Below are 14911 nucleotides of genomic sequence, written 5' to 3'. Positions count from 1 at the left end.
TTTTCTGTTTGATCCTGAAAAATACATCGTTACGCTGAGACATTCCGACCTGAAACTGCGAGGTAGCTACAACCCAATCAGATACGCGTAGCTTAACCCGAAAAATATATGTCCTTCCTGATCAAATGCCCAAAAACGGTTGTACTCCTGAATCGATCTTGTCCATGGAATTCGTACAGACAGTTCTATCATCGAGGGATGGAAGCGGAAGGCGAAGGAAATGTAGAGATGAAGCGTGTTGAGCCAGTTCGAGGTGTACCAGTACGCGGTCGTCGAACCGAAATCCTTGACAGGATAGCTATCAACGAATGGTTTTATCGTTGAAATTCCAACCGACATTGCCGAACTCATGTCCGGGATGGTTCCATGTTCGTTGAAATCTACGAGAAGATTCACATCAAGGAGATAGAATGCCTCATCCCGCCATTCGATGAAATAGGGAAGTTTGTTTGACACACCGGTGGCGATGCGCCAATATGTACCCAGCGATGGAATAATCGAAAATTTTCCAGCACATCCAATCGTCAAGAATGTATGCGCAAACACGTCCTGTGCTCCGAACACCAATGCACCCAATTGCATCTGAAGGATATACGAGGAGGCATTTTGTTGCTCGGAGTCCGTTCCGATTTCTTGAGAATATGCCCGCCCTGGAACAGCGATCCAGAGAAGCACTGCGAGGGATAAGATGCGAAGGAGCATGGTGGAGGAAGAAGTTTGTTGCGGCCGCATACAAGTGAACGTACATACGCGTGCACGCATAATCAAGGATAACATCTCATCAGGGCGCGGTTTCTCCCGGTACACAGCCCTGCGTCAGATGGTGTGACACGCTGGGCGGTTCCCGATCGCGTCGTTTCTCGAAGCACACCCGGAGCGACGCCGGACCACCGTGTGCCATCCGGTTCCGACAGCGCCGCTTTTTGAAATAATCACCCGGCTTCAAGAAAAATCTGCATGATTAACGCTTCGCGTTGTTCAAAAACCTCTTGTTTTTCAACAGAATCGCCAGTCTATAACAAAGGCATGTTATTTGTTATAGTGTGCATATCGGATAGTACAGACTGAAACACTCAGGACAGGGATGTGTACGTCCGTGCTGTAATCATTGACGACCAACAAATTCGGACGTTGCTTTATGGGTACAGGACAGATGTTTCTCACACTCGGCTCGATGCTGATGTTCTCGCTGCTTATGCTGCGCATGAATACAAACATCCTCGCAACGGAAGACCTCCTCATGAACGGCAAGTTCGGAGTCCTGGCCACCACCCTCGCTTCGTCGGTGATGGAAGAGGCATCGAGCAAGGCGTTCGACCAGGCGACGGTCGATAATTCCGTGTCGGCTCTCTCGCAAATCACCGCGTCGGCGTCGCTGGGTCCTGACGGCTCGGAAACATACGCAAGTTTCAACGACTTCGACGACTTCAACGGCTTCCATCGCGTTGATGCGAGCCTCCCGTCGGCCGTCTTCGATATCCGCGCGCGTGTGACTTATGCGGAGCCCACAGCGCCCAATCTGGTCGCCGCCGGAAAAACGTGGCACAAAAAAATCGAGGTCACCGTCACCAGCGTTTCCATGCAGGACACGGTGCGCCTCTCGACGATATTCAGTTACTGGACTTTCCGCTGAGGAGGCACCATGGGCAGCTCGACTATGCTGGACATCATCGGCGCGCTGATGATCGGAGGGTTCTTCATGCTGTCGGTAGTATCGTACAGCATCAGGACGTCGGAGGCATCGTACTACTACAACGACGATGTGATAGTGCAACGTCTCCTGAGTGAAGTGAGCGCGCAGCTCGAAAACGATTTCCGACGCATCGGCTATTGCAGCGATCCGCTCAAACTGCCCGACCCTTCAAAGTCGATCATCGCGGCGGATTCCACACGCATCACCTTTTTGACGGATCTCGAATCCGACGGCACCCTCGACACCGTGCGGTACACGCTTGGGTCCACCTCCGTGCTGGCGGGCACGCCGAATCCGCGCGACCGTATGTTGAGCCGGCGTGTGAACAACAACTTTGCAAGTGTCGTGCAGATACCCTGCACGCAGTTCCAGCTCCGGTACTTCAACGCGTTGAACGCCCCGATCCCCTTCCCCATCACCGTGCCGAGCGAAATATACATGATACAGCTTGCGGTGTCGGTGGAGAGTTCCGCGGCATTTGATGAGGATTATCCTGTTGCCTACTGGCAGCAGTTCCGGCTGGCTTCACGCAATCTCAGAAACAGGTAGGTGCTGTGATGGGCGGAAAAGCGTCATTGATCGTGGTTCTGGGCCTGAGCATGGTCTTTGGTACTATCGCATTGAACCTCAATGAACGAGGGCTCGAATCGGATGCAAATTTTGTGGATCACTACTGCGAACACCGGGCGCACGATATCGCGGTGAGCGGCGCGAACATGGCCGCCAGTCGGATCTATTTCGATCCGCTGTGGATGGATGGATTCTCGAACATCGACTTGTTCGGCGGCGAGCTGGACGTGACAGTGACCGATCTCCCGCAGAAGCGCAAGTCGCTCGAGGCCGTCGGCACCTTTTTCAACCACAGCAGCACCGTACGTGTCATTCTTCAACCGAGCAGTTTCGCGAAGTTCGCGTTTTATGTGAATCTGCTTCCGGGCAATCTGTATTTCGTCACGAAGGACACGCTCTGGGGTCCGTTCCACACGCAGCAGAAGATCAACGTGTCCGGAAGTCCGGTATTCCACGGAAAGGTCACCACAAAATTGGGCATCAAAAAAAATCCCGCGTCCTCGACGCCGAAATTCTACGGCGGCTATCAAAGCGGCGTCGACATCCCGCTGCCCGCCGACGTGAATCCCTTCCGCGACGCCGCCATGACGGGCGGCAAGTACTGGGCGAACACCGACGTCTCTCTCGAATTCCACAACAACGGGAATGTGACATACACGGTGCAGGGCAAATCACCCGTGACGATGGCGCTGACCGATCTCGCGCCAAACGGGACCATACTCGTCGAGAAAGGCGACCTGCGTGTGAAGGGCACCGTGAAGGGCAAGGTGACCATCGGCGCCATAGGCAGCTCGGGCCTCGGCCATGGCAATGTGTACCTCGACGACGACATCGTGTACAGCAAGAATCCGCTGCACGAACCGAGCACCGACATGCTCGGGATCATCGCGGAAAACAACTTCATCATCACCGATAATGTGCCGAATAAATCCGACATCAATATTCACGCGTCGTTGTTCAGTTTGAAGGGCGGTCTGGGCGCGGAGAACTATCAGCATATCGGCCCCTGCGGATCAATAAACCTCGTCGGGGGGCTCATCGAACATCAGGATCAGGCGACCGGTGTGTTCAATTCTTCCACCGGCAAGGTGACGAGCGGCTATCAGTCGCGCTGGCGGTATGACGAGCGGCTCATGGTCGGCTCGCCCCCGTATTTTCCCACGACGGGTCTGTACGAAATTCTGTCGTGGCTGGAGTGAATGGTGTTCTCGATTTGCCAGATGTTGGTATAGAAGCGCATTGAGAGTGGCTGCACGAATCAGTACCCTGACCGTCCATTACAACAACTGCGGTTCGCGACATCTCCGCAGGACGCGAAGCCCGGACACAAAAACACGTCCCTCACCCAAGTGTAACACGGTACTCACAGAGCGCGTGTAGCTTGCGATGTCCTCACACGAGAATCGCAACAAGCGGCGCATCCATGTCCCTCGGTATCACCCTGCTCGAACGTCTGCTCCGCGGCCTCGGCTTACACAAGGATCTGCTCACACAATTCCACATTACTGCGCGGTTGGGCGAGTCCAACGGCGTGACATTTTCGAAGGACCTTCTTCTGCTCAGCGCACCGGTTGTGGTGCGGGGCCTGCTCAACTTTGCCACGCTGCAGATGAACGGCGACTGGGAATATCCGTACTGGGTACACATGCAGCTCGATCCGGAAAGCGACAGCTTCATTCCGCGCGCGCAGAACCCCCTGCTTGTCAACGTGACACATCGCAGTTGGACCATGGTCGGAACACTCAAAGGCAGGCACGAGGCGGTGATTGATCCCCGCGGATTGATCACGCCGCTCCCGCGCGAGTGGTCGGTGGATGTCTGGCTCGTACACAGGCAGGGCGCCTGTTTCCCTGCGCGGCTGCATGGAGTGCGGCAGTATGCCGCCACCGACCATCCATCCGTGCGCACCACATATGAGACCGCCGGCATGGAGGTGTCGACAGAGACCGTCGCCGCCACGACACGCAGCGGCCGCGACGTGCTTTTTGCACGCGCGGCGGTGCACAACATCTCGGACACGGAGAAACAGGGCGCGCTGGTTATCAGCATCAGGCCCTTTAATCCCGAGGGTGTCGCACCCATCACACACATCTCCATGCCATCCGCACGTCTGATCATGGTTCATGGAGTCCCTGCCGTACACTTTGCGTCGGCTCCCGACTGGGTGGGATTCGGCACACGGCAGGACGGGGATGTGGCGCGCGATATTGCGGCGCGGGGGCTGGACGCACTGCAGGTGACTGGAAGACGCGAGGCCTCGTGTGAACACGGACTCGCACACGCCGCGGCGGCCTTCCGTTTCACCCTCGTGCCCGGAGAGCGGCACATTGTTGATTTCAGCATAGCGCTCGACGATGAAGAGAGCGTGCGGAACAGTCCGCCCTCGCCCGGCTCGCGCGTCAGATTCGAACATCGCAAGGAGCGAGAACAGGCGCGCTGGCGCGCGGAACTCGCCACCGGAGCGCGTTTCCGTTTTACAGAGAAACATGTACAGGATGTGATGGACGCGGGGCGGCTCACACTGCTGCAACTCTGCGACGGCGACACAATAACACCCGGCCCGTGGCTGTACCATCGTTTCTGGTACCGTGATGCGGGCCCCATGTTGCGCGCGCTGGACAAACTCGGTTTCGACCGCTCCGTGCGTACAGTGCTCGACGGCTTCCCGCGAGGTCAGCGGCGGGACGGGTACTTCCAGGGTCCGGACGGTGAATGGGATTCGAACGGCACGGTGCTCGTCGCCATACGCGACCACTACCTCCTGACGCGGTCGAACACGTGGCTCCGCCGCTGGTATCCGCAATTGGAAGATGCCGTCGCCTGGATTGAAGCGGTATGCCGGGCAAGCGGAAACGGGCTCCCTCCACCCGGCTTAAGCGCGGAACATTTCGGCACGGCGGATCAGTATTACTGGGACGCATTCTGGTCGCTCGCCGGTATCAGGGCATTCTCAGACGTGGCGCGGGTGTTGGACAAACGCGCCTCAGCCGAACGAGCGGATGCGAGCGCGGCGCGGCTTGAGCACGCGATACACACAAGCATCAGCAGCCGCGATGATGGAATGATTCCTGCCGCGCCAGGACGCCCCTTCGATCATTCGGCCATCGGATCGGTCAGCGCCGTGTACCCACTCGATCTGCATGTCGACGGCTGGGATGCACCCGCCCGCACCGTGCGGCACCTCGCACGCGCCTATGTCGGACCTCGTGGATTCTATCATCCCATCATCCACTCCGGCCACAATCCGTACCTGACCCTGCAGGTCGCGCACGCACAACTGGTGCTCGGCGACCGCGACGAAGCGTGGCGCACCGCGCGCACGATACTCGATCGAATCACGCCGCCGTATTCCCTGCCAGAGGCGCTGCACCCGTGGAGCGGCGGAGGCGCCATGGGGGACGGCCATCACGGATGGGCCGCCGCCGAGACGGTGCTATTCCTGCGTGATTGTTATCTGCGCGAAGCTGGCGCGCGCTTGCAGTTGCTGGCCGGGGCCACACGCGAAATGGTGTCACATGCCGACGGGTGGTTGTTCGAGCAGGCACCTTCGGCCTTTGGCCTCGTGTCGCTGCACCTGCGTCACAGCGGCCGCCGCATGGAAATCGAATTGTCTCGTCAGTCGCGAGCCGGTGTACATCCCGAGGCGATCGAGGTTTTTCTTCCCTGGCAACTGCGCCGCGCCGTAGCGATACCCGACGGACCCGCGGCGGTATCACACCACGACGGAGGCAGCCGCGTGGTCTGTTCCGCCGATGTGCATGTGTTGGTGTGCGAGTACTGAAATACTCGTACGGCGGCGGATGAAACACAGTTCCTGCGGGAAGGAATTGTCGCGTTTGAGTTCGAGAAAGGACTCGGCCGAGTCACCCACCCAGAAGCTGCATCCGACGGAATCCGTGAGCCGGAGAAGCGGCACGTCCATGAGGCTGTTCCCCGCAGTCAGCAGAGGCGGATGCGCGCCGAACACGGCGCGGTACACGTCGGCTTTCCCGTCGAAGATCGGCACGGGCAACACGAGATCGCGCGTGCACACACCACCGGCAACAACGTTTTCGATACCGTACGCGTGCCACTCATCGAGGCGGAAAACATTGGACGCGGCGATACGAACCGAGATTGCATTGCTCGCGGAGATGACCGCGACGATCCAACCACGCCTGCGCAGGAGGCGGACAAGTTCCAGCATCGAGGGTTCAGGCCGCGGGCGCAGGTGCAAAGGCAACAGCGTACAGACCGCGAGAGAATAGTCGAAAAATGCCGTGCGTGTGGCGTCGGCGATACGCGCCACCGGCAGACCTTCGAGCATTTCGGCGGCGCGGCGGTAGGCCGCGGGGACATCAACACGCAGCAGTGCCTCATACTCCGCCCAGTATTCATCGGGCAGTTCGTCGCGCGCGATGAGAATGCGCAGGACCGCTTCGCCGATATCGTTGATCAGGAGCGTGTCGTCGAGGTCGAAGACCGCAATGCGCGGCTTGCCTCGGCGTGCCATCGCGGCGCGCTGTTCGAGATCGATGACGCGTGCAAGCAGCGATGGATTGCGCATCAGGTGGCCGCCAGTTGCGGCCGGGAGGGCAGCCGGTGATTCCGCGGCCGGAGTGACGGCAGGGATTGTGTCTGATACGGAATGGGCAGCGTGGTGGTCTCGAGCGAGATGCCGCCCTCCTTCATACACACCACGTTGTATTTGAGAAAGGGATGCGGATCGTCGCACACCGCGCCCGCGCCATTGGCGACGGACATCCCGCGAAGCGTGTGCACGGTGTTGCAGTGCACATGTCCATGCAATATGACCCGCACACCCAGCGAGGCAAAACGCCGCGCGAGTTTTTTCCGTCCCCAGAGGCGCATAGTCCAATCCTCGATCACATTCCACACCACATGATCCGACAGTGTATCACCTGCCTTCGCGAGGTGATGATGCATGGCCACGACAGGGATACGCCGAGGATCAAGAAGTGGAGAAAGTGCAAGGAGCGCTTCCATTTGCGGATCGTCGACGCGCCCGTTGCTGCCGAAAGGATTCCGCAGCAGCGACCACGGCATGGTGGAATCGATGCCGATGATGTCGTACGGACCCGCGTGTTTGACGAAGGGAAAGGGCGAATCCCCGAGCAGCAGGAGCGCATCGTCGAAGGTCTCGGCAAAGGTATCCACAAACAAGCGCCGCATCGAGGCATGATCGACTCTGCGGATGCGGCTGGGATACTCGAGAACTTCGACAGCCCTGTGGGGTCCCCCGAACATGTCGTGGTTGCCCGGCACGAGTGTGAGCCGGTCCGACCGGAGGAGGCCGAAGGTGGAGAAGATCTCGCGCGCAAGCGTAAAGTCGTCGGGATCTGCCGTGCTGACGATATCGCCCGTCACGATCAGGTGATCACATCCGGCCTCGAGAATGGAACGCAGCAGTATTTTCAGCGACTTGATATGCTCCCGATAATACCGGCGGCTGATATGCGGATCGGAAAGATGCACCAGCCGATACGGCCGTGTTGAAGACGTTTCGCAGGCCACGGGCGGCGCACAGAACGCGGAGCGATGTGAATCGTCGGGCCGCGGCAGAACGGGCAATGCCCGATTCCGGCGCGCCGCCGCTTCACGCGGCATAGGAGCACACCTCGACGCCGGCGGGAAGCACCAGTTCGTCATAAGATCGAAAGAGCTGATCGAGTACCGTGTTCCACTCGTACAATTGCGCCCGTTCGATAGCACCTCGCGCGAGCCCTGCGCGCAGGTCGACATCCGCGATCAGCCGGGCGAGCGAATAGGCGAGATCCGCCGCATCTCCCGGTCGGCACAGCAGCCCGGACGCTCCGTGACGGATCAACTCGGCGGCTCCTCCGCTGCGCGCGGCCACCGGGGCGAGTCCAGAGGCCATTGCTTCGAGCGTCACAAGTCCGAACGTTTCCGTGGTTGAGGGAAACACGAAGATGTCGGACGACGCGTAACACTCGGCGAGGGCGCGTCCTTCCTGATAGCCGAGGAAGTGCGCACGGGGCATCATCGTCTCGAATTCCGCGCGCGCATGACCGTCGCCCACCACGACCATTTCATGCTGCGATCCGGCGTCGCGCAGCCGCGCTTCGGCCGCGGCGAGAACACGCAGATCCTTCTCCCACACGAGTCTGCTGACAAACAACACAACCGGGTGCTTTCCTGCACCGTACCTCCCGCGCCAGGTCTCGGATCTGTACGCTGACGAGAAAAGTGTGCTATCGAAACCGTTCGGCAGATACTGGAGCCGTTCCACTCCGTTGTGCGCCAGTTCATCGAGGATAGGTTCCGTCGGCACGAAGGTCCGGTCGACACTGTTGTAGAAGCGGCGGGTCAGGCTCCACACCACCTTCTCCATGGATTGCATCCCGTAGTACTTCGGATACGTGGGGAAGTGTGTGTGATACGTCGCGACCACGGGGATGCCCGCGCGCCGCGCATACTGTATAGCGGACCACCCGAGCGTACACGGACTGTTGACGTGTATGATGTCGGGCTGGAATTCGTCGAGATGCCTGTCGAACGCCCGCAGCGCCGGGATCGCAATGCGGTAATTCGGCTGCAGCGGCAGCGCCACCGACGGGACACGAACATGTGCAACATCCTCGCGCATGTCCGCCATGGCGGATGTTACGGCGGTGACCACATGGCCACGCTGCCGCGCTGCGTCGATGGTACGAAACACGCAGCGCGTGACACCGTCCTGTCCCCTTTTTAAACTCGCGTTAAAATAAACGATTCGCATTCCTTGCTCTTCTTGTGACGCTGCAAATTAGAATGCGATTGTTACGGCCCTGTGTTGTATTGGCGCGGAATTGATGAGGGCCGGAGTATCAACACCCCGGCCCTGGTAGGAGACTACGAGAGGCGCGCTCAACCGCGCCGCACCCTGTACCGGTTCTGCACAAAGCCGAAATCGTAGGACCTGCTCGACTCCAGTTCTAACCATACGTCCTTCTCTGCTGCGCCGAAGAGGGGCTTGCCGCCGCCGAGCAGAACGGGTATGACCGTGATGGTGATGTGGTCGATGAGTCCGTCGGCAAGGAAACGACGGATGGTGTCGCCGCCGTCGATGTACGCGTGTGTGCAGCCGGCGTCCGCGAGATCCCGGATCAACCCGCGGGGTGTTGCATTCGCGACCGAGACGGTGTCCGGACACCCGTCCGGCACCCGGTGGAGCGAACTGCTCAGCACCACGAGGCGCGTCTCCCCGTAGGGCCAGGTATCGAACGTCATCACCTGTTCGAAAGTATTGCGGCCCATGACCAGCACGTCGATGCCGGACATGAATTCTGCAAATCCGCAGTCCTCGCCCGCGGGCACCGTGCCATTGGCCTCGAGCAGCCAGTCGATGGTACCGTCCTCGCGGGCGATGTACCCATCGAGACTTGTTGCAATAAACACGGAACAGCGCATCACCATACTCCTTTCGATCAGCGCACGATGATGGCGCGCAGGGCCGCCGCGCGTTCGGCGCGGAGCTGTATGAAATAGACGCCCGGCGCGAGTCCGCCCGCGTCGACATCAAAACGCCGCGACCCCGGATCACACGCGTCGTCGAAAATCGTGCCGCGCACACGGCCCAGCGCGTCGAGCAGAAGCAGCGTGACACGTCCGGCCCGCGCGGCATGGAGCGTAAGTGTGAAGCGCTTCGCGGCGGGGTTCGGGAAAGGCATGTCGAGAATAGGAGTCACGGGTCCGATATCATCGCCGGTACCGAGTTGTGTCACGAGTTCGTAGTCCACGAGCACCGTCCTTCCCGTCGCGGGCGGCGCGGCGGTGATGGCCACGTCGGAGGCATGGATACCCAGCGCAAGCGCCGTGGTATTGGGCCGCACGTCGATCGCGCCGGGTCCGCTCGAGGAGGCCGGCACGGCGTCGAGCCAGGCGGCGCCCGGACGGCTCTGCCAGACCGTCGGCGCGGCCCCGCCCGTCCAGAGTCGCACGGATTGCGCCGCGGGCAGCGCCTTGTTCTGTTCGGCGATGAAGTGCAGGATCCACGGCGAGATCACGATGCCCTGCGGCGGCGCAGGCAGGTACTGCACGATGAAGGGGCACGCGGTGTCGAGGCGCACCGCGGGACAACTCCACACCCAGCGTACCGTGTCACGTTGCGCGACGGCGGGCACACGGACCAGTTCGAGAAACCATTCGCGCGCAACACGCAGGCCGGGCATCACTGTCGGGAACACCTTGACGGAATCGGTGCCGGGCATGACCCGGTATCCCGGCGGCGGCAGAATCGCGACACTGCAGCCGGTGAGCGGCAGGTTGCCGTTGTTTTGTATCGTGTACTGCAACTGCAGGGGCGTGGGGACGGGATCGGGATACGCGGGATCGCTCCACACCGTGTCATGCCCGGCCACGTTGCAGAGCACCAGAATGCGATGCCGCCCTTCGGCCACCACCACGCGTGAACAAAAACGCCAGGTCGTGTCGGTGGCGCTGCGATACCGCACGATGATCTCGTCGATCATGAGTTCCTCGAGAGGATGCGCAACCCGAAGGCGCCACAGCACGGTATCGCGGGCGCGCGGCGCAACGGTGGCGATGGTCCGCACAGCCGATTCCCCGTTCGCGAGGTCGAGATGCGGCGCGCGCGTGAGATCGATGCGCAGTTCCACATTACGCAGCGTGGCGTCGCTGCGATTTTCGAAGAGCCAGCGCACGGTGAAGGGATCGGGCGTCCATGCGTCGCGCGCCGCGTCGTAGCGCAGCGTGTCGGGCGAATCGACCGCGCAGTACGTCGGATTCGAGATACCGGGAATAGTGACGGCCGTCTCGCACTGCGCGAGCTGCGCGCCGAGTGAATCGATCACGCGGATGGTGAAGAGCGGACTGCGACCGGCGGGCAGCGCCAGTGCCATCACCTGCCATACAACGGTGTCGATCTCTCCAGCCGCCATTCGCGGAAGACTGACGTCGGCGTCCGAAAGCAGCCGCACGGTCATAAGTTCGGCGGGCAGCAGTACAACACGCAGGTGATTCAACTCCTGATTGCCCGTGTTCTGCATAATGCCGCGCACCGTGAATGGATTCGGTTGTGTGCGAGTCCCCGAGCTGTCGACCACGATACGATCGGCCTCGACGGAGCAGGTCACCTGCCGGAAGACCGGATCGATACGTGTCACATACAGACACGATGTGCTTCGCACTCCGAGATCGTCGATGGCGGTGCAACGGATGGTGTCGTAGGCCGCGGCGGCAATCGGACCTTTTATACGCAACGTCCACCGCACTTCGGACTCACCGCGCGCCTGCACCGCGAGTGGTCCGCGCCGTGTGCTGTCGCCCGTCACACACTGCAGATGCGGGGCGGCGGTCAGGTCGAGATCTACCCGCGCATACACCTGCGCCGAGTCACGCGGATTGCGTACTCGGAAACTGTACACGATGGGTGCGGGCAGAGTGGTCCCGTTCGCGGGATTGATACGTATCACCGCCGGTCCTGTCATCGTGCAGGCCGAAAATGGATAGCCCTCGATGAACAGGGGCTGTTCACAATCGGCGAGCGGCACCTCGTAGATGTCGTACGCGATGACCACGCGCGCGCGCAGTCCGGCAATACGCGGCCGGAGCCGCGTTTCCGCGCGCACGTTCCAGCGCAGACGCATCACCGCACCCGGCCCGAGTGTGAAGCCGGGACGCTGTTCGTCGGCCGCCGGGATGGTCGAGAGTCCCATACCCGCGGGCAGCAGCAGTTCGGCGCGGAGAACCACGATGGAATTCGGCGTCGGATTCCGCACGGTGTACTCGACCGTCACGGTATCGGGCAGATAGCCCTCCGTCGCCTCATCGGCGCGCAGTGTGTCGAGCGCCGCGATGCCGCACACGAGGGGCGGGTAGGGCTCGTCGATATTGCGCAGCGTGATGATCGACGACACAAACGCGCCGCGTTCGGGCGCACAGGCGCTGCCGTAGTATTTGCGCGCGTGCAGATCGAAGGTCAGCACACCGTCGGCCTCCTGCGTCGACACGGCCGCAATACGCACTGTCCAGGTGGCGCGGATGCTGTCGCCCGGTCCGATCATGGTGTTTTGCAGTACCCCTGTCGCGGGAGCGACGAAGGCCCATCCCGGCGGCAGCAGCAGCGTGCCGCCCGCAATGATGACACGGTCGGTCGTTGTGTTGCGGAACACGCAGGTGACGGGGAATGATTCGGGCGCGGGCTTGCGCCGCAGACTGTCGACGAGGATGGTGTCGATATGGACAAAACGTACCGCAACCTGCATGAGATCGAGGGTATTGGGCACACACGCGGGCATACACATACGGCCGAAATACGTGTCGGAGATGCCGCGGCGTGTCGGTTGCACGGCGTTGAAAATCGGCACGACATCACCCGAGGCGGCGCTGCCCGTGAAGTAGAGCAGCGAATCGGTGCGCGCCACGCACTGGATGTCGGCGTCACCCCAGCGAGACGAGAACAGGATGGAATCGCCGTCGGCGCTGAACAGCGTGGTGAAGCCGCGTCCGGTCTGCGACATACTTCCGACCAACGGAAACTGCGACGAGAGCGTCTGTCCCGTGACGGCGAGATTGCCGCAGCGGTCGACCGCGATGCCCAGTACTTTCTCGGTTCCTTCGCCCCCGAAATATGTGCTATACAGCAGATCGCCCGCGGGCGAGAATTTTGCGATGAACATATCGTCGGCGCCGACACGCGCGGCCTGCCGGGCGCGGAGGACGGGGAAGTTCGCGGATTCTGTCACACCCGCGACGTAGATGTTCCCGGATTCGTCCACCGTCAGACAGCGGCCGAGAAAGTTCTGTGCGACATAATCCTCGCCGCTGCCGCCCAGATAGGTCGAGAATATCAGCGCCTTCCCGTCGTGACGGATCTTCGTCAGTATCACGTCGCTCACGCCGCCGCCGTAGTCCGGCTGTACGGCGTTCTTGACGGGATACTTCGCGCCATTCGTAAATCCCGTGATGATGATGTTGCCTTCGTCGTCGACGGCGATGGCGCTCATTTCCTCGTGCGCCGGTCCGCCCAGCAGCGTCGCGTACAGAATCGTGTCGCAGGTGGGCGGGGCTTTGATGATGATGCCGTCCTCATCGCCCGCGTTGCGCGGAAACAGCGCGTCGGGTGTCACCAACGTCGTGTTCACCTCGATGTCGGCCGTGAGGTACACGTTGCCGCAGCGGTCGGTCGCAAGCCCGCAGTACTCGGAAAGGCTGTCGGACCACAACCACGAGCTGTACAGCAACCTCCCGGTCGAATCGAAACGCGCGATACACTGCCCCGTCTTGACCTTCACGGCCGCGTTGGCCGTGAGGGGGTAGTTGGGCGATGTGGAAAAGGCCGCCATAACGATGGACTTCCCGGCGCCGATCGCGATATACGGGAAGCGCTCGGTCATGGAGCCCCCGAAATACGTGCTCGAAAGCAGCGTGCGTCCGTCGGAGGCAAATTTCGAGATATAAAAATCCGAATATCCTGAAAGTGTGCTTTGCCCCGCGCGCAGCAGCGGATAATCGGCCGAGGTCGTGATGCCCGCGAGTACCACACTTTCGTCGCTGTCGAGCGCCACGGCGTAGCCCGCTTCGTTCTGCGTGCCGCCAAACCATGTCACAAAATCGAGCGAGAGTGTCAGCGGAAGAGCCGGATCGGCGCCGCGAACATCGATGCCATAGCTCCCGTCGGCCTTGCGGAGCAGGCGGGCCGCGACGGCCACGCGTCCCGCGCCTCCGTCCTGCCAGGCATACACTGCGCGCATCACGTCCCTCGCCCCTGCACCGTCACAGTGCAGGGCGACATCCGCCAGATTCGCGCCAGGACGAAGTTCAAAACGCAGGGTCATGGGCCCGTCGCAGCTTTCGAATACCGCGTCGATGCCGGACCAGAGTCCCTCGTATCGAAGTCGTCGGTACTGTGTCAGGCCTTCCCGCCACCTTTCGCGGGTATCGCCGAGATAGAAGTGTGCCGTCGCGCCGCTCGCCTCTTCGCCGACGATACGGACGCCGGCGGATGCATCCACAAAACGCAGCTCCTCGGCGCGCGTGATCTGCGGCTCACCCGTCGCGCGGCGCAGCTCGCCCGGATACCGCAGCGCCCCGCCACTGCCATCGGCCTGCGTCAACAGTGTCACACCGTCCCGAGTGAAGATCGCGCCGCGAGCAGCGCCCAATCCCGCGGCGGAGATACGTGGATCCCACTGACCGGCGTTCAGCACAAACCCCTGCATGTTCGCGCTGCCCGGCTCGTCCGGATGTTTTCCCCCCTCCGCCTTCGCTGGTGTCAGTCCTGCGATAACAACACTCAAGGCACAAAGGAACAGTCTCAGGTGCGCCATCGTTCGTCTCCGATCTTTCCGCAACACGGGCCGCGCTGTAGTGCGCATGCCGCGAAAGTAACAACCGCGCCTGTCGAAACGAAACGAGTATTGTGTCGGGGTGAGTGGTCCGCAATCCGGAGTCGGAATTGATCGGAGCCGTGGACCAATATGTCGCGGATCCTAAAACGCCACGCCCATCTGTATCCCGGGCCAGAGCGAGAAGCCTTCATCGAGAAACAGCAGATACACTCCTCCGCGGAACACGAAGCCGCCGGAAGCACGGTATTCGAAGCCGGGATTAATGAAGCCGCGGCACGCCGAGACCTCTTCTGCTATAAATATTTTTTTTAATGATGCCTTACCGAAAACGCCTCCG

11 protein-coding genes are annotated in these 14911 nt (G+C 60.9%); 4 read left to right on the top strand and 7 right to left on the bottom strand.

Annotation, left to right across the window (positions count from 1 at the left end):
* Positions 1 to 66 precede the first annotated feature (66 nt).
* Positions 67 to 732, bottom strand: a complete 666-nt coding sequence (locus HY962_06500; GenBank protein ID MBI5646565.1) for a hypothetical protein — start codon at positions 730 to 732, stop codon at positions 67 to 69.
* 406 nt (positions 733 to 1138) lie between these two features.
* On the opposite strand from HY962_06500, the gene HY962_06495 reads away from it, so the two are divergent.
* From HY962_06495 to HY962_06480, 4 genes are all read left to right on the top strand, one after another.
* Complete coding sequence (locus HY962_06495; GenBank protein MBI5646564.1) at positions 1139 to 1633, top strand: hypothetical protein; 495 nt, start codon at positions 1139 to 1141, stop codon at positions 1631 to 1633.
* 9 nt (positions 1634 to 1642) lie between these two features.
* Positions 1643 to 2242, top strand: coding sequence for a hypothetical protein (locus HY962_06490; GenBank protein ID MBI5646563.1), 600 nt, complete (start codon positions 1643 to 1645; stop codon positions 2240 to 2242).
* Positions 2243 to 2250: 8 nt separating this feature from the next.
* A complete protein-coding gene (locus HY962_06485) occupies positions 2251 to 3462 on the top strand; it encodes a DUF4900 domain-containing protein (protein ID MBI5646562.1) in 1212 nt (403 codons plus the stop codon).
* A gap of 224 nt (positions 3463 to 3686) precedes the next feature.
* Positions 3687 to 6044: a hypothetical protein gene (locus HY962_06480; protein MBI5646561.1), complete on the top strand. Its 2358-nt coding sequence runs from the start codon at positions 3687 to 3689 to the stop codon at positions 6042 to 6044.
* On the opposite strand, the gene HY962_06475 is transcribed toward HY962_06480, so the two are convergent.
* The 6 genes from HY962_06475 to HY962_06450 all read right to left on the bottom strand — a co-directional run.
* Positions 5976 to 6809 (bottom strand): haloacid dehalogenase-like hydrolase, encoded by an 834-nt coding sequence (locus HY962_06475; protein ID MBI5646560.1) that lies wholly within the window; start codon positions 6807 to 6809, stop codon positions 5976 to 5978. The genes HY962_06480 and HY962_06475 overlap by 69 nt on opposite strands.
* Positions 6809 to 7870, bottom strand: a complete 1062-nt coding sequence (locus HY962_06470; protein MBI5646559.1) for a metallophosphoesterase — start codon at positions 7868 to 7870, stop codon at positions 6809 to 6811. Before HY962_06470 ends, HY962_06475 begins: the two co-directional genes overlap by 1 nt.
* Positions 7860 to 9002 (bottom strand): glycosyltransferase family 1 protein, encoded by a 1143-nt coding sequence (locus HY962_06465; protein MBI5646558.1) that lies wholly within the window; start codon positions 9000 to 9002, stop codon positions 7860 to 7862. The genes HY962_06470 and HY962_06465 overlap by 11 nt, the downstream gene beginning before the upstream one ends.
* Before the next feature lie 128 nt (positions 9003 to 9130).
* Complete coding sequence (locus tag HY962_06460) at positions 9131 to 9679, bottom strand: dihydrofolate reductase (GenBank protein MBI5646557.1); 549 nt, start codon at positions 9677 to 9679, stop codon at positions 9131 to 9133.
* An 11-nt stretch (positions 9680 to 9690) separates the two neighbouring features.
* A complete protein-coding gene (locus HY962_06455; GenBank protein MBI5646556.1) occupies positions 9691 to 14553 on the bottom strand; it encodes an SBBP repeat-containing protein in 4863 nt (1620 codons plus the stop codon).
* A 162-nt stretch (positions 14554 to 14715) separates the two neighbouring features.
* On the bottom strand, positions 14716 to 14911 hold a 196-nt coding region (locus tag HY962_06450), incomplete at its 5' end, for a hypothetical protein (GenBank protein MBI5646555.1).

Source organism: Ignavibacteriota bacterium, from assembly GCA_016218045.1.
In the GTDB taxonomy this organism is placed as follows: Bacteria; Bacteroidota; Ignavibacteria; order SZUA-365; family SZUA-365; genus JACRFB01.
This window is presented reverse-complemented; position numbering and strand designations above follow the sequence as displayed.